19 protein-coding genes are annotated in these 22,326 nt (G+C 59.9%); 4 read left to right on the plus strand and 15 right to left on the minus strand.

From position 1 onward, the window contains the following. Nucleotide 1 precedes the first annotated feature (1 nt). From proB to FHU41_RS03610, 5 genes are all read right to left on the minus strand, one after another. A complete protein-coding gene (gene proB, locus FHU41_RS03590; RefSeq protein WP_179388257.1) occupies nucleotides 2–1,129 on the minus strand; it encodes a glutamate 5-kinase in 1,128 nt (375 codons plus the stop codon). Then, entirely contained in the window at nucleotides 1,119–2,744 is a 1,626-nt protein-coding gene (gene obgE, locus FHU41_RS03595) for a GTPase ObgE (RefSeq protein ID WP_179388258.1), read from the minus strand. The genes proB and obgE overlap by 11 nt, the downstream gene beginning before the upstream one ends. A gap of 144 nt (nucleotides 2,745–2,888) precedes the next feature. After that, entirely contained in the window at nucleotides 2,889–3,146 is a 258-nt protein-coding gene (gene rpmA / locus FHU41_RS03600) for a 50S ribosomal protein L27 (protein ID WP_179388259.1), read from the minus strand. 29 nt (nucleotides 3,147–3,175) lie between these two features. Further along, entirely contained in the window at nucleotides 3,176–3,484 is a 309-nt protein-coding gene (gene rplU, locus FHU41_RS03605) for a 50S ribosomal protein L21 (protein ID WP_179389107.1), read from the minus strand. 335 nt (nucleotides 3,485–3,819) lie between these two features. After that, nucleotides 3,820–6,711, minus strand: coding sequence for an Rne/Rng family ribonuclease (locus FHU41_RS03610; protein WP_179388260.1), 2,892 nt, complete (start codon nucleotides 6,709–6,711; stop codon nucleotides 3,820–3,822). 337 nt (nucleotides 6,712–7,048) lie between these two features. Here FHU41_RS03610 and FHU41_RS03615 point away from each other — a divergent pair, with 337 nt between their 5' ends. Further along, the gene (locus FHU41_RS03615) at nucleotides 7,049–7,678 is read left to right on the plus strand and encodes a vitamin K epoxide reductase family protein (protein ID WP_179388261.1); all 630 of its coding nucleotides are present in this window, start codon (nucleotides 7,049–7,051) and stop codon (nucleotides 7,676–7,678) included. Nucleotides 7,679–7,719: 41 nt separating this feature from the next. On the opposite strand, the gene FHU41_RS03620 is transcribed toward FHU41_RS03615, so the two are convergent. Further along, nucleotides 7,720–7,938, minus strand: coding sequence for a tryptophan--tRNA ligase (locus FHU41_RS03620; protein ID WP_179388262.1), 219 nt, complete (start codon nucleotides 7,936–7,938; stop codon nucleotides 7,720–7,722). A 146-nt stretch (nucleotides 7,939–8,084) separates the two neighbouring features. Here FHU41_RS03620 and FHU41_RS03625 point away from each other — a divergent pair, with 146 nt between their 5' ends. Further along, nucleotides 8,085–8,330, plus strand: a complete 246-nt coding sequence (locus FHU41_RS03625; protein ID WP_179388263.1) for an alpha/beta fold hydrolase — start codon at nucleotides 8,085–8,087, stop codon at nucleotides 8,328–8,330. Nucleotides 8,331–8,481: 151 nt separating this feature from the next. Here the strand turns inward: FHU41_RS03625 and ndk are convergent, their stop codons facing one another. From ndk to FHU41_RS03650, 5 genes are all read right to left on the minus strand, one after another. Beyond that, a complete protein-coding gene (ndk, locus tag FHU41_RS03630) occupies nucleotides 8,482–8,895 on the minus strand; it encodes a nucleoside-diphosphate kinase (RefSeq protein WP_179388264.1) in 414 nt (137 codons plus the stop codon). A 50-nt stretch (nucleotides 8,896–8,945) separates the two neighbouring features. Further along, nucleotides 8,946–9,347, minus strand: coding sequence for a DUF4233 domain-containing protein (locus tag FHU41_RS03635; RefSeq protein WP_246279514.1), 402 nt, complete (start codon nucleotides 9,345–9,347; stop codon nucleotides 8,946–8,948). Nucleotides 9,348–9,448: 101 nt separating this feature from the next. Continuing rightward, complete coding sequence (locus FHU41_RS03640) at nucleotides 9,449–10,804, minus strand: bifunctional folylpolyglutamate synthase/dihydrofolate synthase (RefSeq protein WP_179388266.1); 1,356 nt, start codon at nucleotides 10,802–10,804, stop codon at nucleotides 9,449–9,451. Beyond that, on the minus strand, nucleotides 10,801–14,091 hold the full coding sequence (ileS, locus tag FHU41_RS03645; protein WP_179388267.1) for an isoleucine--tRNA ligase: 3,291 nt from the start codon (nucleotides 14,089–14,091) through the stop codon (nucleotides 10,801–10,803). Before ileS ends, FHU41_RS03640 begins: the two co-directional genes overlap by 4 nt. A gap of 257 nt (nucleotides 14,092–14,348) precedes the next feature. Beyond that, complete coding sequence (locus FHU41_RS03650; RefSeq protein ID WP_343046236.1) at nucleotides 14,349–15,146, minus strand: SDR family oxidoreductase; 798 nt, start codon at nucleotides 15,144–15,146, stop codon at nucleotides 14,349–14,351. A 98-nt stretch (nucleotides 15,147–15,244) separates the two neighbouring features. On the opposite strand from FHU41_RS03650, the gene FHU41_RS03655 reads away from it, so the two are divergent. Next, the gene (locus tag FHU41_RS03655; protein WP_179388268.1) at nucleotides 15,245–15,856 is read left to right on the plus strand and encodes a short chain dehydrogenase; all 612 of its coding nucleotides are present in this window, start codon (nucleotides 15,245–15,247) and stop codon (nucleotides 15,854–15,856) included. 52 nt (nucleotides 15,857–15,908) lie between these two features. Here the strand turns inward: FHU41_RS03655 and FHU41_RS03660 are convergent, their stop codons facing one another. Next, complete coding sequence (locus FHU41_RS03660; protein WP_179388269.1) at nucleotides 15,909–16,691, minus strand: endonuclease domain-containing protein; 783 nt, start codon at nucleotides 16,689–16,691, stop codon at nucleotides 15,909–15,911. Between the two features lie 344 nt (nucleotides 16,692–17,035). Here FHU41_RS03660 and valS point away from each other — a divergent pair, with 344 nt between their 5' ends. Then, nucleotides 17,036–19,651, plus strand: a complete 2,616-nt coding sequence (valS, locus tag FHU41_RS03665; protein WP_179388270.1) for a valine--tRNA ligase — start codon at nucleotides 17,036–17,038, stop codon at nucleotides 19,649–19,651. Nucleotides 19,652–19,720: 69 nt separating this feature from the next. On the opposite strand, the gene FHU41_RS03670 is transcribed toward valS, so the two are convergent. The 3 genes from FHU41_RS03670 to clpX form a co-directional block, all read right to left on the minus strand. After that, nucleotides 19,721–20,329, minus strand: a complete 609-nt coding sequence (locus FHU41_RS03670) for a mycothiol-dependent nitroreductase Rv2466c family protein (RefSeq protein ID WP_179388271.1) — start codon at nucleotides 20,327–20,329, stop codon at nucleotides 19,721–19,723. A gap of 62 nt (nucleotides 20,330–20,391) precedes the next feature. Then, entirely contained in the window at nucleotides 20,392–21,012 is a 621-nt protein-coding gene (locus FHU41_RS03675; RefSeq protein ID WP_179388272.1) for an RDD family protein, read from the minus strand. A 25-nt stretch (nucleotides 21,013–21,037) separates the two neighbouring features. Next, nucleotides 21,038–22,321: an ATP-dependent Clp protease ATP-binding subunit ClpX gene (gene clpX, locus FHU41_RS03680; RefSeq protein ID WP_179388273.1), complete on the minus strand. Its 1,284-nt coding sequence runs from the start codon at nucleotides 22,319–22,321 to the stop codon at nucleotides 21,038–21,040. Between the last annotated feature and the right edge of the window lie 5 nt (nucleotides 22,322–22,326).

Here is a 22,326-nt window from a genome sequence, read left to right on the forward strand (position 1 = left end):
CTCAGAGCAACACCAGGTCATCCACGTGCACTACCTCGCGCAGATAGTCGCTGCCCAGATCGGCCGCGAGTTCCTTGGTCCGCCGGCCGAGCATCTTAGGTAATTCCGCGGCGTCGTAATTCACCAGCCCGCGGGCAAAGATCTTTCCTTGTAAATCCAGGAGTTCGACGGCGTCCCCAGCCTCAAAATCCCCGCTCACCGTTTTGATTCCGGCTGGCAGCAGCGACTTGTGGCGCTCCCGGATGGCACGCACCGCTCCGTCGTCGAGAGTCAGCGAACCGTGCGTGCTAGCCAGATGCGCGAGCCAGAGCAGGCGGATTGGTCGGCGCACCCCGTGCATACTGAACCAGGTTCCGACGTCCTCACCGGCTAGGGCTCGAGCGGCATTGGCTGCGGAGGTAACTAGGGCAGGCGTACCGAACCCGGCCGCGATGCTGGCGGCCTGGACCTTGGTGACCATCCCACCCGTTCCGGTACCCGCGCTACCTGTGGAGCCGATCCTGAGCCCCTCGAGTTCGGCCGGTTCGGCTATCTGCGCTACCCGTTGGGAACCTTCGGAGGGCGGACCGTCGTAGAGCGCGTCCACATCGGAAAGCAGCAACATGGCGTCTGCTTTGACCAGATGAGCCACCAACGCCGCCAGTCGATCGTTATCGCCAAAGCGAATCTCGTGGGTTGCCACGGTGTCATTTTCATTGACGATGGGCAGCACGCCAAGGTGTAGCAAGCGTTCCATCGCCCGGTAAGCGTTGGCGTACTGAGTCCGCCTAGTCAAATCATCGGCGGTCAGCAGCACCTGGCTCACCGTTACTCCATGAGCTCCGAAAGCCTCGGTATAGCGTGCCATCAGCAGGCCCTGACCAACACTTGCCGCGGATTGCTGGGTGGCCAGGTCCTTGGGGCGCCTGGCCAAACCCAAGGGTGCTAGCCCGGCAGCGATGGCACCCGAGGAGACCAAAATGATCTCGGTCCCCCGGTTACTGCGCTCGGCGAGCACCTTAACCAGATCTTCCAAGGCTCGCTCGGAGATCCCCCCGTTCACCGAGGTCAGTGAGGAGGAGCCAACCTTGACCACAATCCTGGCTGCGGTCGCCAGCGCTTCACGGCCGGCTACCTGCTCAGCCTTCATCACCGTTGTCCAGCAGTTCCCCGTCCTGAGCTGAAGCGTGCTTATCGGACTGTTCGCGAACAGCCCCGGATCGCCTGGCCGAAACGGACTCAGTCCAGATACCGGCTTTACGCTCTGTTTCCAGTTCCGCGCGAGCCGCAGCTTTAGCGTCCCGGCGCTCCTGGTATTCCTCGCGTTTCTCGCTTCGGGTTGGGCGATCGCCCAGATCAGCAAACCGCAGATCTGTGCCGCGGGGGCCGGTTAGCAATTCGGCGCCGGTCATCATGGTGGGTTCCCAGTCGAAGACCACGGCGTCCTTGCCGTCCTCGCCGATCACCACGGTGTCTCCGGGCTTGGCACCGCTCTTGAACAACTCGTCTTCTACGCCGAGCTTTGCCAAGCGATCAGCCAGGTAGCCAATGGCTTCCTCATTGGTGAAATCGGTTTGTTTGACCCAGCGGACGGGCTTCTCCCCCAGCACTCGGAATAAAGGCTCCAGATTGCGTTCTTCGGGGCGGATGATGAATTGTTTGCGATTGACCGCTCGCGGCCGGAGCACCGTTGGGGTTACCGTCACCGGTTCCACCGCAAGCTGCTGTCTGGCGGCCGTGACTAGTTCAGCCATTGCAAAGGAGAGCGGGCGCAAGCCTTCATGGGAGATAGCCGAGATCTCGAACACCCGGTAGCCGCGTTCTTCTAGCTCACCGCGGACAAACTCGGCCATTTCCTTGCCATCGGGGGTATCAATCTTGTTCAAGGCAACCAGCTTGGGCCGCTGATTGAGCGGCACCACTTCCCCATCGGCCCCCGCATAGCTCATATCGACGGCGTACTTTTCGAGTTCGGCTTCGATAATCGCCAAATCGGAAAGCGGGTCACGGTCCGATTCAAGGGTTGCACAATCCAAAACGTGCACCAGCGCTGCACAGCGCTCCACATGGCGTAAGAAATTATGCCCCAGCCCCTTACCCTCGGAGGCCCCTTCAATCAGTCCTGGCACATCCGCTATGGTGAACCGGACCTCCCCGGCCTCTACTACGCCTAGGTTGGGGATCAAGGTGGTAAACGGGTAATCGGCAATCTTGGGCCTAGCCGCGCTCATTGCGGCGATCAGCGAGGACTTCCCGGCCGAGGGAAATCCGACCAAGGCAATATCGGCGATGCTCTTCAGCTCAAGGACAATGTCCTGCTCATCACCTTCGATGCCCAGCAGCGCAAAGCCAGGCGCCCGCCGCTTCTGCGAGGAGAGGGAGGCGTTGCCTAATCCGCCCTGCCCGCCAGCAGCAGCGATGTACTCGGTTCCTTCGCCCATCAGATCGGCCAGCACTTCGCCGGTCTTTGTCTTGATCACGGTGCCGTCCGGAACCGAGAGGATCAGCGTTTCGCCGTGTTTTCCAGCGCGCCAATCCCCCATTCCGGGTCCGCCGTTACCGGCGTGCCGATGCGGGGCATGGTGATAGTCCAGCAGTGTGGTGGTCTGGTGCGAGACGCGCAAGATGACGTCACCGCCATTGCCGCCATTACCGCCGTCGGGCCCGCCCAGTGGCTTGAATTTCTCCCGCTTAACCGAAACGCAGCCGTGGCCACCCGTTCCGCCGGAGACATGGAGCACTACCCGGTCGACGAAGTTTGCCACTGAAATCTCCTGACTGGAAATGCCGATCTACCGTTGATGGATCGGCTTCCATTCTAGTTTGCCCGCTGAACGCGCTGGTTGAAACAACTTAAAAACAACGGTGGAGCGAGCCGTTTGGCCCGCCCCACCGTAAAGTGTTGAAAATTACTGCGCTGCAGCAACGATGTTGACGACACGACGGCCACCACGGCTGCCGAACTCAACAGCGCCGGCCTCCAGGGCGAACAGCGTGTCATCCTTGCCACGGCCAACGCCGTTGCCCGGGTGGAAGTGGGTGCCTCGCTGGCGGACGATGATCTCGCCTGCGGAAACAACCTGGCCACCGAATCGCTTCACGCCGAGGTACTGGGCGTTTGAATCGCGACCGTTACGAGTGGAGCTTGCGCCCTTTTTATGTGCCATTGTTCTTGCCTGCCTTCAGTCTTGGGTGCTTACGCGATGGAAGTAACTTTGACCTTGGTCAGCGCTTGGCGGTGGCCCTGGCGCTTCTTGTAACCGGTCTTGTTCTTGAACTTCTGGATGACGATCTTCGGGCCACGGAGATCTTCGAGGATCTCAGCCTTGACCTTGACCTTGGCCAGGTCCTTGGCGTCCGAGGTGATTTTCTCACCATCGACCAGGAGTACGGCGGGCAGCTCAATGGTGCTGCCGGCCCCACCGGGGACGCGGTTCAGGGTAACGAAGTCTCCTACGGAAACCTTCTCTTGGCGGCCGCCTGCGCGGACAATCGCGTACACCACTGGGGAACTCACTTCTCTCGACGTTAATTTCTAGCTTTTCAAAAATTGTGTGCGGAATGCTTTTCCGCTGCGCCACTCGCCTGAGGTCTTAAAATCCAGAAGCTTTGAAGCCTTCAGACATGACCTACCAACGGCGTAATGCACCGACAGTCCAGAATACGCTACTGCGGCCCTCCCCTGCAAATGCGGGGATTCTGCGGTAATTCATTGCCACCGGGTGACGCCCGGCGAACCGCGCTCAATAAGTCTACCGGGGGCCAGTTGGCTCACCAAGCCCGCCACGCCGGAAGGCAAAGGCGGGTTCGGTGAGCCAGGGGTTCGGAGATGGCAGCTAGCTAGAGCTCCGAGGCAGGAACACCTACGCCAAGGATCATCGGCTCGCTGCTCGCACTCTTCTTAGCCGTCTGCGCGGCGGGCTTGGTCTTCGCTGCAGCCTGCGGTTCCGGGGCTACCACGGCACCGGTGGACTCGCCGAGAATGGCTTGCACCTCATTGCTATTGGCGGCACCCTGTGCCCTTCCGGCCGCCCGATGACGCCGTCCGCGTGATTTGCGGGCAGGCGCAGCTTCCGTACTGGCTGGTTCAGCTGCCGGAACTAGCTGCTCAAAGACATCACTCAGCGAATCCAAGGTCAGTGAGGGACCCGAGTCAGACTCAACTCGGTGCGGTAACTCGACCAGGTCCTCACCAAAGGCCAACACCGCGGTGCTGGCCTCCTCCGCGCCTAGCTCCGCAGAGTAGGCAGGGCTCTCTTTCTTCGCCGCAGCCTGCTCCATTGAAGCCTGTTCCGAGGCTGGTTCATCCTGATGAGCTGCCATCGCGGCGGCAGCAATATTTGCCAGCGCTGCGCGAGCTGCCGAGGCCTTAGCGGCTTTCTCCTGCTCGCTCAGCTCCTCGACTTCCGGCTCGGGCTGAGTTTGCTGCCGACTCCGATTGCGCTTCTTCTCGCTGCGACTAGGCCGCGGAGAGTCGTTCCGCGGGTGGTGTTGCTCCGCCGCGGCGGCATGAGTGGTGCGGTGTTCCACCGGCTCGGCGTGGGTCACCACACCTCGCCCAGCACAAACTTCACACTGCTCGCCGAAGACTTCAAGTAATCCGGTGCCCATCCGCTTGCGGGTCATCTGCACCAAGCCCAGCGAAGTCACTTCGGCAACCTGATGCTTGGTCCGGTCCCGGCCAAGGCATTCGACCATGCGTCGCAAGACCAGATCTCGGTTGGATTCGAGCACCATGTCGATGAAGTCGATCACGATAATGCCACCGATATCCCGCAAACGGAGCTGGCGCACCACCTCTTCCGCGGCTTCCAAGTTGTTCTTGGTTACGGTTTCTTCCAGATTGCCACCCGAGCCAGTGAATTTGCCCGTGTTCACGTCCACCACAGTCATCGCTTCGGTGCGGTCGATCACGAGCGATCCACCGGAGGGCAAGAACACCTTGCGCTCCAAGGCTTTAGCGATCTGGTCATCGATCCGGTGAACAGCAAAAATGTCTTCGCCACTCTCCCACTTCTGCAAGCGGTCAAGCAGATCGGGAGCCACATAGGTGACATAGGCTTCAACAGTGTCCCAGGCATCCTCGCCGGAGATGATGAGCTTGCTGAAGTCTTCATTGAAAACGTCGCGCACCACCTTGATGGTGAGGTCCGGTTCTCCGTAGAGCATCTCGGGAGCCAGCGTCTTGGTGGAGCTAGACCTGGATTCGATATTCTCCCACTGCGCACGAAGCCGATTGATATCGTGGGTGAGTTCTTCCTCGCTGGCACCCTCGGCTGCGGTCCGGACAATCACTCCGGCGTTCTCCGGCAGGTTATCCTTCAAAATCCGCTTTAGCCGGTTGCGCTCCACGTCGGGAAGCTTGCGGGAAATACCGGTCATCGAGCCGCCCGGAACGTACACCAAGTAGCGTCCTGGCAGCGAAATCTGGGAAGTCAGCCGGGCACCCTTATGGCCCACCGGATCCTTGGTGACCTGAACCAGTACGGAGTCCCCGCTCTTGAGCGCGTGCTCAATCCGGCGCGGTTGTCCGTCTAGCTTGGCGGCGTCCCAATCGACCTCACCGGCGTAGAGCACCGCATTGCGGCCGCGGCCAATATCGACGAAAGCGGCTTCCATGCTGGGCAGTACGTTCTGCACCTTGCCCAGGTAGACATTGCCGATCAGGGAATCCTGTTGGGTCTTAGAGACGAAGTGCTCGGCCAGGATGCCGTCTTCCAGCACGCCAATCTGAATCCGTTCATCGCGCTGGCGTACCACCATCACCCGATCTACCGATTCCCGGCGAGCTAAGAACTCGGCCTCGGTGATCACCTGACGGCGACGGCCGGTGTCCCGGGACTCACGACGGCGTTGCTTCTTGGCTTCCAATCGGGTGGATCCTCGAACCGAAGTGACTCGGTTGGAGGCGGGTTCGGAGGCTGGCCGGGGTGCACGGACCCTGGTAACCGTGTTGGGCGGATCATCCTCGCCACCACCGGTGAGCTCCAGATCTGCTTCACCACGACGGCGACGACGGCGGCGACGTGAGCTGGTGCCTTCTGAAGCTTCGGCGGAATCGGAAGCATCCTCGGCTTCGTCTTGAGTACCGCTCTCCGCTGCTTCAACGGATTTAGTCTTACGACCGCGGGCGCGACGACGACGGCCGCTTTCCTCGCGAACGTCATCCTCGTCTTCCGAGCTAGCATCCTCCGTGTTCTCCCGCGTGTTCTCCCGCGAAACCGCCACCACGGAAAGATCCGGAGCTTGGAAGAGTAGTGATCCGGGAGCCACCGGTTCAAGGAATAGCGATGCCATCGGCTCCGCAGAAGTTTCCGGCAATGATTCCGCTTCCGGGGCTTGTTTGGCTTCGGACTCCGATTCCGGAGCTTCGGCCGGCTCAACCGCAGCCTTCCGGCGGCTAGGCCTCTTGCGTGCCGGTTTCTTGGCCTCTACCGGCTCAGTGGTCGACTCGGTAGTTGCCTCAGCGGGCTGCGCCTCGGCGGACACAAGCCCAGGGGCTGCCTCCGCAATGGGCAGCTCTTGGGCCACCGCGGCTTCTTCCGTGACCTTTTTGCTCCGCGGCGAGCGCCTAGCCCGCTTGACCGGCTGCTCCACCGACTCTTCGGCCGGGGACTCCGCAGGAGCCACTACCTCGTTGTCCGCTGTTTTTGAAGTCTTGCGCCTGGTCCTCTTGACCACAGGCTCAGCTACAGCGGCTACGTTGCTTACTTCGTTTTCTTCAATTTCCATATATGGCTGTGCTCCACCCCTCGCTGCACCGCCACAATCGGTGCCAACGGGGGCCCTTTGTCAACACCCGCAGGCATTGACCGAAATCAGTGGATTACGCTCCAGCTGGCACCGTCCTGCGGGTGCGGCATGTCCGGAACGCCAACGGCTGGTACCCGCCTAGGCCAGTGGATACTGTCTGTATCAACATCTGATAGCAAGGGAACAAACCGTCGGACTGAGCGCTGCTTGTGGAACAGCTTCAGCCACTGTCATTCTCTCACACCCTGAGCTGGGCTCCTGGTAGCGCCGCACAAGCTATGTTCCGCGTTCAGTTTCACAGGTTAGAATCGGCCCCATGTCAACCTCCAAGGTTCCCAGCAGCCAAGACTCAGCAAAACCCAGGTTCACCCGGGATCGCCCCTTCGCCGTCCTGTTGCTCATCACTAGTTTCGTCTCCTTCATTGCGGCGGCCGCACTGGTACTGGATCGCTTGGAGCTCTACAGGAACGCCAATGCTGTTCTCTCCTGCGATTTCAACGCTTTGGTCTCCTGCGGAAAGGTAATGGAACAACCGCAGGCCGCGGCCTTTGGCTTCCCCAACCCATTCATCGGGATCGTCTGCTTTGGCATGGTCTTCGTGGTGGGCATGTCCCTGCTAGCCGGTGCTAAATTTTCCCGCTGGTACTGGATTTGCTTCCAGATCGGCGTCACCCTGGGCATGGTTTTCATCTGCTGGCTTTGGTTCCAGGCGCTCTACGTGATCGCCATCCTCTGCCCCTGGTGCATGGTGGTGTGGGCCATGATGATCCCACTCTTTATCTGGACCACCATCCGGAACCTAGTGCACGGGGTGATCCCGGCACCGGCTGGCTTGGTGAAGTTCCTCTCTAGCTGGGGCTGGACCATCATCGGAGTGCTCTACCTGTGCGTGATCGCCAGCATTTTCTTCCGCTTCATCAACCTCTTCGTCGCCAGCAACGCCTGAGCTCAGCCAGACAGTGCTCAGACAGGGGCCAGAGAATCCGTTCAGTACACCATGCCCATCGCCTGACGGACCTCTCCCAGGGTCTGCTCGGCAAGCTCATTGGCGTGTTCATTGCCTCTTCGCAGTATCTCAAGGGCTACTTCGGGCAGTCGGGCGAGTTCCCGCCGTCGGGCCCGCAGTGGGGTGAAATAGTCGTTGACAGCGTCCGTCGCCACTGCTTTAAGTCGCCCCGCCCCGCCGTCGCCGATCGACTCAGCCAAGCTCTGCGCGCTGAGCCCCAGGCAGACCGCTGCGGTATCTAATAAGGCTGAAACTCCGGGACGAGAATCCGGATCATAGCTAATCCGGCGAATCGCATCGGTGGGCGTCTTACGAATGAGCGCCGCTGTTACCCCAAGGCCAGTACGTGCGCTATTTAGACTTTGGCGAAGGCCCGGAGACCCTAGTGTTCCTGCACGGTTATGGGGCAATGTCCACGGCGTACTTCGCTGAGTTCTGTGCAGATCCTCGGCTAGCGAAGTATCGCAAGCTGCTAATCGACCTACCGGGTTTCGGCCTGAGTGATCGGCCCGAGGAATACTCTTACAGTTTCGAAGCTTTTAGTGGAACCGCCGCGCAGCTCCTGGACCGGGGCCGACGTCGAACACTTTGACCTAGCGCCGATCAGAAAGCTTTCCCCAACGGTTCAACTCGTCAATATCTCGGGGCCGGGCACAATGTAATGCTGGATAACCCCTCCGGCTTTGCCTCAGTGACCTTGGATTTCCTGGGTCACTGAGGTAACTCGCCACTGAGGCAATGCTTTAGAACCAGATGGCGATTTCCCGCTCGGCGGACTCCACTGAATCCGAGCCGTGTACTAGATTCTGCTGAACCTTGAGCCCCCAGTCGCGGCCAAAATCGCCCCGGATGGTGCCGGGCGCGGCCACAACGGGGTCGGTTGCTCCGGCCAGCGAGCGGAAGGCCTCGATGACTCTCTCACCTTCGAAAATTGCGGCCACGATAGGACCGGAAAGCATGAATTCGACCAGCGGCTCGTAGAACGGCTTACCAACGTGCTCGGCATAATGCTCCTCCAACTGCTCCCGGCTCGCCGCGGTCTTCTTCAACTCGGCAAGCTTGTAGCCTTTGGCTTCCACTCTGGCCAGAATTGTTCCGGAGAGGTTGCGGGAAACGCCGTCCGGCTTGATTAGGACAAGGGTGCGCTCAGTGCTCATTGTGCTCCTAGGAGGACTCGAAAGGGTATTTGTTTTAGTCTAAGGCCTGCTCAGGCCTGTTTTTCTTCCGGATGCGCCAGCTCCCAGGCTTTCTGCTCCGCGTCCCGCTGGGCGTTCTCCTTGTCGATCCTTCGGCCGGTGCGTAGCGCGTACCACCAGGCGATGGCGAACAGGATCCCGATCACAAACATCATCGGTTCCACGAACCCCAGGGCGATCAACACCAGTTGGAGCACCCAGCCCAGCCAATTCGCCCAGTTTTTGCTCAGAAAGGCGCAAGTGCCAATCAGTACAACACTCAGTAGCAGGCCACCAATGAGGATAACTGCGCCTGGAATTTCCTTGGAATGCAGACCGAAAATCACCAGGGTGGCGAAGAAAGCGACAAAGGCTTCCAGGCTGAGCACCGTTGAGGCGAACATGACTCGGGTGGAGCGGCGTTTCTTTGGCATTCCGGGACGCCATTCACGCTGTGCCTTGGTCTGTCGTAGCGGAGTTTGTCGAGGCTGATGTTGCTCCGGCTCCTGCTCAGCCGAGTTCTGGTCCGACATGCTCAGGCCTTCCCCAGCAGAATTCGAGCCTCAGCCACCAAGGTGATCGAACCGGTAACCAGCACCGCACCGGAGAGGTCCTCATGTGCTTCCGCACGCTCCACCGCCCAGACCAGCGCCTCGTCCAGCTTCTCCGCGATGTGGATGTTCTGTTCTTCGAATCCGGCATCCAGAGCCAACTCGGCCAGTTCACCGGCTGGAATGGCTCGCGGTGAATCCGACTGAGTCAGGCAGATTTCTTCGGCGAACTCTCCCAGTGAGTCACGGAGCTGCTCCAGAATCTGGATAGCGTCCTTTTCCCGAAGCACACCCAACACCAACACCAACTTGCTGAAGCTAAAAGCCTCCTGCAGGGCCTCGGCGGTCACCTTAATACCCGCAGGATTATGCGCTGCATCAACCACCACGGTGGGTGCTGTGCGCAAAACCTCTAAACGGCCCGGCGAACTCACCAGGGCGAAGGCATCCTGCAGCAGTTCCACCTCAAGTTCCCGCTCCCCTGCCCCGAAGAAGGCTTCCAGCGCGGCCACTGCGACGGCGGCGTTCTCCGCCTGATGCGCGCCGTGCAACGGCAACAGCAGATCGGGATAGCGTCCGGCCAGGCCTTGAATGGTGAGCAACTGCCCACCAACCGCCACAGACCGTTCCTGCACCCCGAACTCGACGCCTTCGAAGCGGTAAGGCACGCCAAGTTCCTGGGCCTTCTCCAAAAGCACCTGGGCCGCGTCCGCTGGCTGAGCGGCGGAGATCAGGAAACCACTGGCCTTGATGATCCCGGACTTCTCCAGCGCAATCTCGCCCGGCGTATCCCCAAGCAGATCGGTGTGATCCAGGGAAATTGGGGTCACCACGGAAACAGTCCCATCGGCCACATTCGTGGCATCGGTAATGCCACCCAAACCAACTTCCAGCACCACTACATCCACCGGCTCATCGGCGAAAATTGCGAACCCCAGCACGGTAAGTGCCTCGAAATAGGTCAGACGAGGATCTCCCTCGGCTTCCAATTCGGCATCGACAATCTGCAGATAGGGATGAATTTCATCCCAAATCCGCACAAAGGTCTCATCGGGAACGGGTTCGCCGTCGATACTAATCCGCTCGGTCACCTTCGAAAGGTGCGGGCTGGTGTACCGTCCGGTGCGCAAGTTATGCGCCCGCAGCCCGGCCTCGATGATCCGCGCAGTTGAGGTCTTGCCGTTGGTGCCGGTCAAATGGATCACCGGATAAGCCTTCTGCGGCTCCCCCAGCAGCTCCATGGCACGCCACATGGGCGCCATTCGGGGCTCCATTTTGTTCTCTGGTGCCCGGGCAAGCAGATCCGCGTAGACGCTTTCCACCGAGTATTCGTCAATCATGCTTGGGCTCCTTGGCTTGCACCCTCGAAAGCAGTACGGGCTACAGTCACGACAATCTCTTCATCTCCCGGTACCAACTCCAGCCGCGCCGAAAGCGTCTCCGAACGTACCAGCTCGGCGTTGGCCTCGAGCGCATCAACCACGCTCTGCGGGGCGCTAACGGTGGTCACGATCCGATCGCTGACCTGTAGATCGGCATCCTTTCGAGCCTGCTGGATGCTGCGCACCATATCCCTGGCCACGCCCTCCGCTTCTAGTTCTGGAGTGAGTTCGGTGTTGAGCACCACAAAGCCCCCGGGCAGCAATGCCACCGAGAAGCTTCCACCTTGGGACTCGGAAACTGCGGTCTCCAGGCTGTATTCACCCGATTCCAGTACCAAACCGCCTGCGGTGACCACTTCGCCGTCGTCGTTCTGCTGCACCGACCAGTCGCCGCTCTTGGCACCCTTGATGGCCAGTTGAACGTCCTTGCCCAGCCGGGGGCCGGCCGCACGAGCATTGACGGCAAGCCGCTGCTCAATGCCGAATTCGGCAAGTGAGGCTTCCGCCGCGTCCTGGAAACGGACCGCCTTCACGTTTAGCTCCTCGGCGATGATGTCGGCAAAAGGCTCCAGTGAGGCAGCGGCAGGCACGACGACGGTCAGTTCCTGGAGCGGTAGGCGCACCCGAAGCTTCGCGGCCTTCCGCAAAGAAGAACCCACCGAGCAGACTCGGCGGATGGATTCCATCGCGGAGACCAGCTCGGCATCGGCGTGGAACTCTTTAGCTGCCGGCCAATCACTCAGGTGCACCGAGCGACCACCGGTGAGCCCGCGCCAGATCTCTTCGGTGACCAGCGGCAGCAGCGGGGCGGCAACACGGCAGAGCGCCTCCAGCGCGGTGTACAGGGCATCGAAAGCGTCCTGGTCCTCGTCGAAGAAGCGCTGCCGGGAACGCCGGACGTACCAATTGGTCAGCATGTCCAAATAGTCCCGGAGCAGATCACAGGCATCGGAGATCTCGTAGCTGTCCAGCGCCGCGGTCATCCCCTCCACCATCGAGGCGGTGTTCGATACCAGATAGCGGTCCAGGCTGTCCGAGTAGCCTTCATAGCGCAGCTTCGCCTCGTAGCCCGCACCGCTATTAGCGGCATTGGTGTAAAGGGTGAAGAAGCTATAGACGTTCCAGAGCGGCAGGATCACCTGGCGAACACCGTCGCGGATGCCCTGCTCGGTGACGATCAGATTGCCGCCGCGCAGGATGGGCGAAGCCATCAGGAACCAGCGCATGGCGTCCGAGCCGTCCCGGTCCAGTACTTCGGAAACGTCGGGGTAGTTCTGCAGGCTCTTCGACATCTTCTGCCCGTCCGAGCCCAACACGATGCCGTGGCTGATCACGTTCTTGAACGCGGGCCGGTCGAAGATCGCAGTGGCCAGGATGTGCAGCATGTAGAACCAGCCGCGGGTCTGCCCGATGTACTCCACGATGAAGTCAGCCGGGTGATGGGTGTTGAACCAGTCTTCGTTCTCGAAAGGGAAGTGCACCTGGCCGTAGGGCATCGAACCAGAGTCGAACCAGACATCCAGCACGTCCTCGACGCGGCGCATCGTCGACTTCCCTTCCCCTTCCCTCCGAGGGTCGTCCGGGTTTGGCCTGGTCAGTTCGTCAATGAATGGCCGATGCAGATCCACCTGACCTTCTTTGTTCAACGGCAACCGGCCAAAATCGGCTTCTATCTCGGCGAGCGATCCGTAGACATCGGTACGCGGGTAATCGGGGTCGTCGGACTGCCAGACCGGGATCGGGCTGCCCCAGAAACGGTTCCGGCTGATCGACCAGTCCCGGGCGTTCTCCAGCCACTTACCGAACTGTCCGTCCTTGACATTGCCCGGGATCCAGTTGATCTGCTGATTCAGCTCGATCATCCGATCCTTGAACTGGGTCACCTGGACGTACCAGGAGGAGACCGCCTTGTAGATCAAGGGGTTACGGCAGCGCCAGCAATGCGGGTAGCTGTGCTCGTAGCTGGCTTCCCGGACCAGTCGGCCGGATTCGCGCAGCACCTTGATGATCGGCTTATTCGCCTCAAAAACCTGCAGGCCGACGATGCCGCTGAGTGGACCTTCACCGAACATCGGCAGGAACCGCGCACCCTCATCCACCGAGACGATCACCGGAATGCCATGAGCCTCGCTGCTACGCTGATCTTCCTCACCATAGGCGGAAGCCTGGTGAACCACACCGGTACCGTCCGTCGTCGTGACGTAATCCTCAACCAGCACCTGCCAACTGGTGCCGGTACCCCACTTCTCGGCGTCCGTGTAGTAATCCCAGAGCGGCTGGTACTTCAGGCCAGCCAGTTCCTTGCCCTGGTAGCGCTTCAGCACGGCTTCCTGGGCGGCATCGGCGGATTCGAAACCCAGATCCTTAGCGTAATTGCCCAGCAGGGCCTCGGCCAGCAGGAATTTCTGCGTTCCGTTGTCCACCACGACATAGTCGATTTCAGGCCCGACGGCGACCGAGAAGTTGGTCGGCAGGGTCCAGGGAGTGGTGGTCCAGGCCATCAGATTGACGCCCTCCAGCTCCTCGCTCAAAGCGAGTTCGCTGGGCAACACCGGGAAGCTCACCGTAACGGTCTGGTCCTGACGCATCTTGTAGACGTCGTCGTCCATCCGCAATTCGTGGTTGGAGAGCGGGGTCTCGTCCTTCCAGCAATAGGGCAGCACCCTGAAGCCCTGGTAGGTCAGGCCCTTCTCGTGCAATTGCTTGAAAGCCCAGATCACCGACTCCATGTAGTCGACGTTAAGCGTCTTGTAGTCGTTATCGAAGTCCACCCAGCGGGCTTGGCGAGTCACGTACTCGCGCCACTCCTTGGTGTACTTCATCACCGATTCGCGGACGGCATCGTTGAACTTGTCGATGCCCATCGACTCGATTTCTTCTTTTTCGGTCATCCCGAGCTGCTTCATTGCTTCCAGCTCGGCGGGCAGCCCGTGAGTGTCCCAGCCGAAACGGCGCTCCACCCGGCGGCCGCGCTGGGTCTGGTAGCGGGCCACCAGATCCTTGGCATAGCCGGTCAGCAGGTGCCCGTAGTGTGGCAGACCGTTAGCGAAGGGCGGGCCGTCATAGAAGACGAATTCATTGGAGCCGTTCTCCCCCGCCGGGCGATGATCAATGCTCGCTTGGAAGGTGCCGTCCGCATCCCAGTATTTGAGGATCTGCTCTTCGAGTTTGGGGAAGGAAACGCTGGCGGGAACGGCGTGGTTCTCCGCGCTGGGTCCAAAGGAAGACTTCGGGTAATGCGGCATCGTGACATCCTGCGGTAGGTCGGACTTCAGGATGCAAGGACGGCGTTTGTCCGGTTTCGGACCCACCCCGCGGTACCACCTCGCTTGTGTTCCGCTCGGCATACGCCGGGCAGAGCACCGCTCATTGCTGCTGTTACGGGCTTACCCGTCCGGTTCTACTGACCGCCCCGGGGGCCGGTGTTCTTCCGGAAGCTCACCGGTGATAGCCGGGTCAACGCTGATCTAATAAGTCTAAGCCATGGGATGCGTAGCTTTTCTCAATCTTGGGCTTCGACTCGCGCGTTTCGAATGACTTTATGGGCGGCGGCCTGAGCCACCGGGCGGAGCACAATCTCGTCCAGGTTAACGTGATGCGGCAAAGTCACCGCATAGCGAACCACTTCCGCCACGTCCTCAGCCGTGAGTGGTGCGGCCACGCCCTGGTAAACCTTGGCCGCTGCTTCTTTGTTTCCAGCCATCCGGTTCAGCGCAAACTCTTCGGTCTGCACCATGCCGGGGAGCACCTCGATCACCCGGAGATTGTGTTCCACTTCTTCTAACCGCAAGGCCTGGGTCAGCGCCCGCTGCGCAAACTTGGCGGCGTTGTAACCGGCGCCGCCCTCATAGGCGACCAGCGCCGCCGTCGAGGTTAAATTCAGCACGGTGCCGCGCCGCTCGGCGCGCAGCATGGGCAGAAATGCTTGGGTGAGTTTCATGGTGCCGAGCACGTTCACCCGGTACATCCAGTCCCAGTCCTCGCTCTTACCCTCGGCGACTTTTTCGGCTCCGCGTGCGCCTCCGGCGATATTGATCAAAGTATCGATGCCGCCGCCCGCTGTGACCTCGGCCAAGATCCTAGCCACATCGGCGTCCTCGGTAATATCGGCTGGAATCACTATGGCCCCGGTTTCGGCGGCAAGACGCTCCAGGCGCTCCGCCCGTCGGGCCACCGCGAAAACCTGCCAGCCTTGCGCGGTCAGGGCACGGACGGTGGCCTGACCGATACCGGTGCTGGCTCCCGTCACCAGGGCACGCTGCGGGACATCTGTGGTCGGTTTATTCAGCTGGGCGTTCACGGTATCAAGCCTAGCCGGGGTGGTAGCAGCTTTGGAATTATTTACCCGTTATCCCGGTTGGCGGACAAAGAAGGTAAAGATCTCATCGAGGAGCGAGCATGCGCATTTTATTGATCGGGAATTCGGGCACCATCGGCTCGGCAGTTGAATCATTGCTGAAGGAACGCGGGCATCAGGTCATTGGGGTCAGCCGGAGCAGCAGCCCAGCGCTGGATACTGCAGATCAGAGTTCCGTCTCAGCGTTCTTCCGAGCTGCTCAGGACCGCGGAGAACAGTTTGATGCCGTTGTGGTCACTGCCGGTGGCACCCCCTTCAAGCCTCTCGCCGAATTGACCGCCGAGGACTTTGCGACCGCGGTGACCAATAAAGGCATCGGTCAGATCGCCGTCGTGCAGGCTGCAACCCCGCTGATAGTCGACGGCGGATCCATCACCTTAATCTCGGGCATACTGGCGGAGATCCCGGTCCCGGATGGGCTTGCCGCCTCGGTGGCCAATGCCGTGGTGGACGGGTTCGTTCGCAACGCCGCTGGTGCGCTGCCTCGTGGACTTCGGATCAACTCGGTCAGCCCCACCGTTCTGGAGGAATCCTGGGAAGCCTACGCTTCCGCATTCCCGGGCGCAGTTCCCGTCTCCGGCGCCGCCGTCGCCAATGCCTTTGTCCGCTCTATCGAAGGCATCGAGACCGGCCAAGTCATCAAAGTCTGGTAACCCCCTTCGTTTTACCCAGTTGTCCCATTGAGTGTTACGCAAGTGACGGAAGTCAACGGTTTTCGGTCACATCTGCACCACCAGCACCACTCAGTGGGATAACTGGGTAAGGCGCGGCGCTGATTTGGCTTAGTGCTGCCCGGATTTGCTCCAGGAATTGTTCCGGTGCAAGCTTCAGTTGCCTTCCGGAGAACCGCAATAACGGTATTCCCCGGCTGCTTAGCTGATTGAGACGCCGTCGATCATTATCGAACTGCGCTTTCGAAGAGTGGAACTCGTAACCATCGATCTCCACCACCAGCACGCCCTCAACCAGGAAATCGACTCGACCAACCCCATAGATAGCCTTCTGAACCTCCACCCGGAGTCCGGCACCGAGCATCAGCACTCGTGCCAGCGACTCCATCGGTGATTCTGAGCTCGGTTCAATCAAATTGATAAGTCTTCTGATCCGCCGGTCTGCCTCGCCCGCAAACCTGCTCAACAATTCCGCTACTTCCAGTTCTTGCCGAACCACCGCAGATTCCGCAATGACCAAGGCTTCTATTTCCGGCAGGCAACGCATAGCGTGAACCACCGTCTCAATAACCGGTAGTACCAATTGCGCTGAGTTCCGGGGGCCTCGGTGGAGCACATAGCCGGGCACGCTTCGCCCCTTATCAACTACCGCGTGGACCTGCGCTGGCGCTCGTAGTACCCATAATTCGTGGTAGATCGCCGCCGTCACACACGTAACCGAAACGTTCAGCCCAGCAGCCCGGACCAGCACCGGGTCCGCGCCAGGGAGCGAATAGGTACCTCGCGCAGTTTTCCGAAGGACTTCTGCATCGACCAAATCTCTGATCTGGAAACGATTTAGCCCTAACCGCCGGAGATGACTGAACCGGCAAATTCCATAATTCCTAGCCATCATTCGTTGAAGTTCGTCCATGCCTCACCATCGCGAGAACAGTCGCAGGATCACAGCCCCGAAGCCCCGTATGTGAGGAAAACCCTCAACAACCACCCCTGTGGAGGACAACCCGCCTCCCAGTTATCCCATTGAGTGTTGCCAAAGTTACTGGTGTCCTAGATTTTTCTTCACTCCAGCAACTTCCTTAACATCCAGTGGGATAACTGGGTAGCGGAGGTAGAGAGGGCTGGGTGGGGTGAGGGGGCTGGGACGTGAAACAATCGGGTATGGCTGAAAACATTTCGGGTACAGACACGCCCGCAGAAAATCAGAACAACGTTCCGGACAAGCCCGCCCTGGAGGGCCTGGAGAGCAAACTCTCCGCCCGCTGGCGGGACGAAGGAACCTACTTGTTCTCCCCCGAAACCTCCCGGGAACAAGTCTTCTCGATCGACACCCCACCCCCCACCGCATCCGGCTCCCTGCACGTGGGCCATATGTTCTCCTACACCCAAACCGATGTGATCGCCCGCTTCCAGCGAATGCGCGGTAAGAACGTCTTCTACCCGCTGGGCTGGGACGATAACGGCCTGCCCACCGAACGCCGGGTACAGAACTACTACGGAGTGCGCTGCAACCCCTCAATCGGCTACGATCCGGACTTCGCCCCGCCCGCTGAGCCGGCGAAGAACGAGCGCGACTTCATCCAGATTTCACGGCGCAACTTCATCGAACTCTGCGAAGAACTCGCGGTAGATGACGAGAAAGTCTTCGAGGATCTCTTCAGCACGCTGGGCCTCTCGGTTGACTGGAACCTGAGCTACCGCACCATCGATAACACCTCTCGGGCGGTCAGCCAGCGAGCCTTCCTAGCGAATCTGGCTGCCGGCGATGCCTATATGGCGGAAGCTCCCACTCTCTGGGACGTCACCTTCCGCACCGCCGTGGCACAAGCTGAGCTTGAGGATCGGGAGCGCCCCGGCGCCTTCCATCGGGTGGCTTTCCATCGCCCCGGGGGCGATCCGGTCTACATCGAGACCACTCGTCCGGAACTAATTCCGGCTGCGGTGGCCCTGGTGGCACACCCCGATGACGAACGCTATCAAGCACTCTTCGGAACCAAGGTCACCTCGCCGCTGTTCGGCGTCGAACTTGAGGTCAAGGCACACCCGCTGGCCAAGCCCGACAAGGGTTCCGGCCTGGTCATGGTCTGCACCTTCGGTGATCTGACCGACGTCACCTGGTGGCGCGAACTCCAACTGCCCACCCGGCCCATCGTCGGCCGCGACGGCCGGATTATTGCCGAGACTCCGGACTGGATCACGGGCGACGGCGTGGCGCACTATGCAGCGCTGGCGGGCAAGACGACGTTCAGCGCCAAAGAGAGCATTGTCGGCTTCCTCCGGGAAAGCGGCGATCTGGACGGCGAGCCAAAACCAATAGTGCATCCGGTGAACTTCTATGAGAAGGGCGATAAGCCGCTAGAAGTAGTCACCAGCCGGCAGTGGTACATCCGCAATGGCGGACGCGACGCGGAGCGCCGGGAAAAGTTGATCCAACGCGGTAAGGAGTTGGAATTCCATCCCTCCTTTATGCGGGCTCGCTACGAGAACTGGGTGGAAGGGCTGAACGGAGACTGGTTGGTTTCTCGACAGCGCTTCTTCGGAGTGCCGATCCCGGTCTGGTATCCACTCGACGCCTCGGGAGAGCCGGATTACGATCACCCGATTCTGCCCGCCGATGAAGCGCTCCCGGTGGACCCGGCGGCCGAAGCAGCCCCCGGGTACCGAGAGGAACAACGTGATCAGCCCGGTGGCTTCGCGGGTGATCCCGATGTGCTCGATACCTGGGCGACTTCCTCGCTAACCCCACAGATCGTTGGAGGCTGGAGCCGCGACAAGAAGTTGTTCAGCAACGTCTTTCCCTTTGACGTCCGTCCGCAGGCTCACGAAATTATCCGCACCTGGTTGTTCTCCTCGATGGTGCGCGCGGATGCCTTGCAGGATGCGACTCCCTGGCGACATGCTCCGATTTCTGGCTGGGTGTTAGACCCGGACCGGAAGAAGATGTCAAAGTCCAAGGGCAATGTGGTGGTCCCCACCGAAACCCTGGAGCAGTTCGGCGCGGACGCGGTGCGCTATTGGTCTGCTTCGGCCCGACTTGGCGTGGATACCGCCTTCGATACCGGTCAGATTAAGATCGGACGCCGACTGGCCATTAAGCTGCTGAACGCCTCTAAGTTCGTGCTCAATTTAGGTGCCACCGAGCACGACGTGCTTAAGCCGGGATCGGAACCCTTAAGCAATCCCTTGGACCTTGCACTGCTGGCTCAACTTGAGGGAGTGATCAAGCAGGCCACGCAGGCTTTCGAGTCCTACGAGTACGCCCGGGCCCTGCAGCTCACCGAAAGCTTCTTCTGGTCGTTTACCGATGACTACGTTGAACTCATTAAGGATCGTGCCTATGGTGCGGCCGGTGCGGAAGAACAGGCCAGCGTGTTGGCTGCGTTGGCGACCACTCTGGACTCCCTATTGCGGTTGTTTGCACCTTTCATTCCCTTCGCCACCGAAGAGGTCTGGTCCTGGTGGCGCACTGGCTCGGTGCATCAGGCAGCTTGGCCGGAAAGCTTCGACGCGAGCTCAGGTGACACCCAAATGCTTGGCACCCTGGGCATCGCACTGAGCGGTATCCGTAAGGCGAAATCCGAAGCGAAGGTGAAGCAACGCACGGAGGTGCTTAGCGCTCGGATCAGTGCACCGGCCCACCAGCTAAAGCAGTTGCAAAATGGCCTAGGCGATCTCAGGGCTGCTGCGAACGCGAGGGAAATCTCACTTAGCGAAGGCACCGAACTCACAGTGGCCGACGTCGTGCTGGTCGAGGCTGGAGAGTCCGTTCAGGCCTAAATCGACAAACGCCGGTGGGGTGCGATGTTTTCTCAACATCGCACCCCACCGGCGTTTTTGCTTCCCGAATCAGTCGAATTGTGGCGATTCGGTCCGGCTACGCTTGAGCTCAAAGAAGTAGGGGAATTCGGCCAGGGCAACCGTGGCATCCCAGATCCGACCAGCATCCTCGCCGCGCGGAATCCTGGTCAGCACAGGTCCGAAGAAGGCGGTTCCGTTGAAGGAAACCACCGGGGTTCCGACTTCCTGACCCACCTGCGAAATGCCCGCTTCATGACTAGCTCGCAACTCGCCGTCGTAAGTATCCTGGCTGGCAAAGTCGATCAACTCCGCAGGCAATCCGACCTCAGCCAAGCCACCGCGGATGGCCTCCAGGTAGTCCTTCTGACCTTCATTGTGAATCCGGGTGCCGATCGCATCGTAGAGCGGCTTGACCACGGAATCACCATGTAGCTGCTGCGCGGCAACTACTACTCGCACCGGCCCCCAGCCACGCTTCATCAAGGACTTATAGAAGTCCGAGAGATCTTCTTTATTTTCGTTGAGTACCGATAGGCTCATCACGTGCCAGTCCACGCTAATGCCGCGGACCTTTTCCACCTCGCCGATCCATCGCGAGGTCACCCAGGCGAAGGGGCAGATCGGATCAAACCAAAAGTCAGCTTTGTTCTCGCTCATAAATCTCCTTATTTTCCTGTCAAATACTATTCACAGCATCGAAGCGCTGGCGGGTGCCGAACTCATTGCTGCACGAAGGTATCTCGACCAGCTTTGGTATCGATGAAAACGGCTTTCACCATTTTGTCGTGCCAGCTTTGTGCCCAACCGGTGCTTGAGTCGAAGAGCGGGGAAAGCCAGAAGAGCAAGCCCAAAAGGCCGCTGGTGATTCCCGAACCGAGGACTACTACAAGACCACGCAAGAAGGCAGGTCCCCAGCCGATGGGCTGGCCGGTCTCCACCGAGACTAACCGCATTCCCATGATCGACATTCCCGGGGTCCGCCCCTTAACCGCGATCAGATACCAATAGACCCCGTAGTAGGCCAGCATCAAAATCCCGTTCAGCAGCAAGCCAACCAGCAAGCTAGTGAAAAAAGCGCTCAGTTCAGCGTCGGACCAGTTTTCGTGCCGCACATTCGCAGAGCCAGCATGCTTATCAATATTTGAAAAGATGGTGAATAGCATCGGCAGGAAGCAAAGAAAGGACAGAATCGCCACCGGAAGCCCGAAAATCACCCCGTCCAGCAGCCAGACCAGCACTTGCCTTCCGCCAGTCACCGGAACGGCACCGTTTAGCGCGGGAAAGAACTGGCGCGGCGCAGGCTGTTGGAACTGTTGTTGGCCGTATGGCATCTGGCTCATGGTGCTCCCTCAGTCCGGCCCGGTCTCAGGCGGATTTGTTCCTGCGTTTGGCTACTACGTCATGAGGAATCAGGGTGGGCTGCCCGCCGTCCCGAACTACTTCGGCGGTCACCACGGCCGAGGCGATATCGTCTCGGCTGGGCAATTCGAACATCACCGGCAGCAGCACCTCTTCCAGGATGGCGCGTAAGCCACGTGCCCCGGTGCCACGTTCCAACGCCTGGTCAGCAATGGCGTCCAAGGCGTCTTCTTCGAAGCTGAGATCCACACCGTCAAGGTGGAACATCTTCTGATACTGCTTGATCAGCGCGTTCTTGGGCTCGGTCAGGATCTGGATCAGCGCATCCCGGTCCAAATGAGACACCGTAGTGATCACCGGCAAGCGGCCAATGAATTCCGGGATTAAGCCGAATTTGAGCAGATCTTCCGGCATCACATCGCCGTAGCTGGCTTCTTCCCCGGAAAGCGCGCCGAGCGGAGCTCCGAAGCCGATGCCCTTCTTTCCGGCGCGAGCCCCAATGATCTCCTCCAGACCGGCAAAGGCTCCGGCCACAATGAAGAGCACATTGGTGGTATCGATCTGAATGAATTCTTGGTGCGGGTGCTTGCGTCCACCCTGCGGCGGTACCGAGGCGACGGTGCCTTCCAAAATCTTTAGTAGGGCTTGCTGCACGCCCTCGCCGGAAACGTCCCGGGTAATCGAGGGGTTCTCGCTCTTCCGCGAGATCTTATCGATTTCGTCGATGTAGATAATGCCTTGCTCGGCCTTTTTGACGTCGTAATCGGCAGCCTGGATCAGCTTGAGCAGGATATTTTCCACATCCTCACCCACGTAGCCAGCCTCGGTGAGCGCGGTGGCATCGGCGACGGCGAACGGTACGTTTAGCCTGCGAGCCAGAGTCTGTGCCAGGTAGGTTTTGCCGCAGCCGGTGGGGCCGATCAGCAAGATATTCGACTTGGCGATCTCGACGTCGTCGTGATGGCTACCATCCGCCAAGGCCTGGCCCTTTGAACCGGCTTGAATGCGCTTGTAGTGGTTGTAAACCGCCACCGAAAGCGAACGCTTAGCTGGTTCCTGGCCAATCACGTACTCTTGCAGGAAATTGAAGATTTCCTTGGGCTTAGGGAGTTCGAAGCTGCCCAAATCGGCTACCTCGGCGAGCTCCTCTTCAATGATCTCGTTGCACAGCTCAATACACTCGTCGCAAATGTACACGCCGGGTCCGGCTATCAGCTTGCGCACCTGCTTTTGACTCTTTCCGCAGAAAGAGCACTTGAGCAAATCCGTGCTCTCACCCATTCGAGCCATCACAA

It is taken from the genome of Psychromicrobium silvestre (assembly GCF_013408295.1).
Classification (GTDB): domain Bacteria; phylum Actinomycetota; class Actinomycetes; order Actinomycetales; family Micrococcaceae; genus Renibacterium; species Renibacterium silvestre.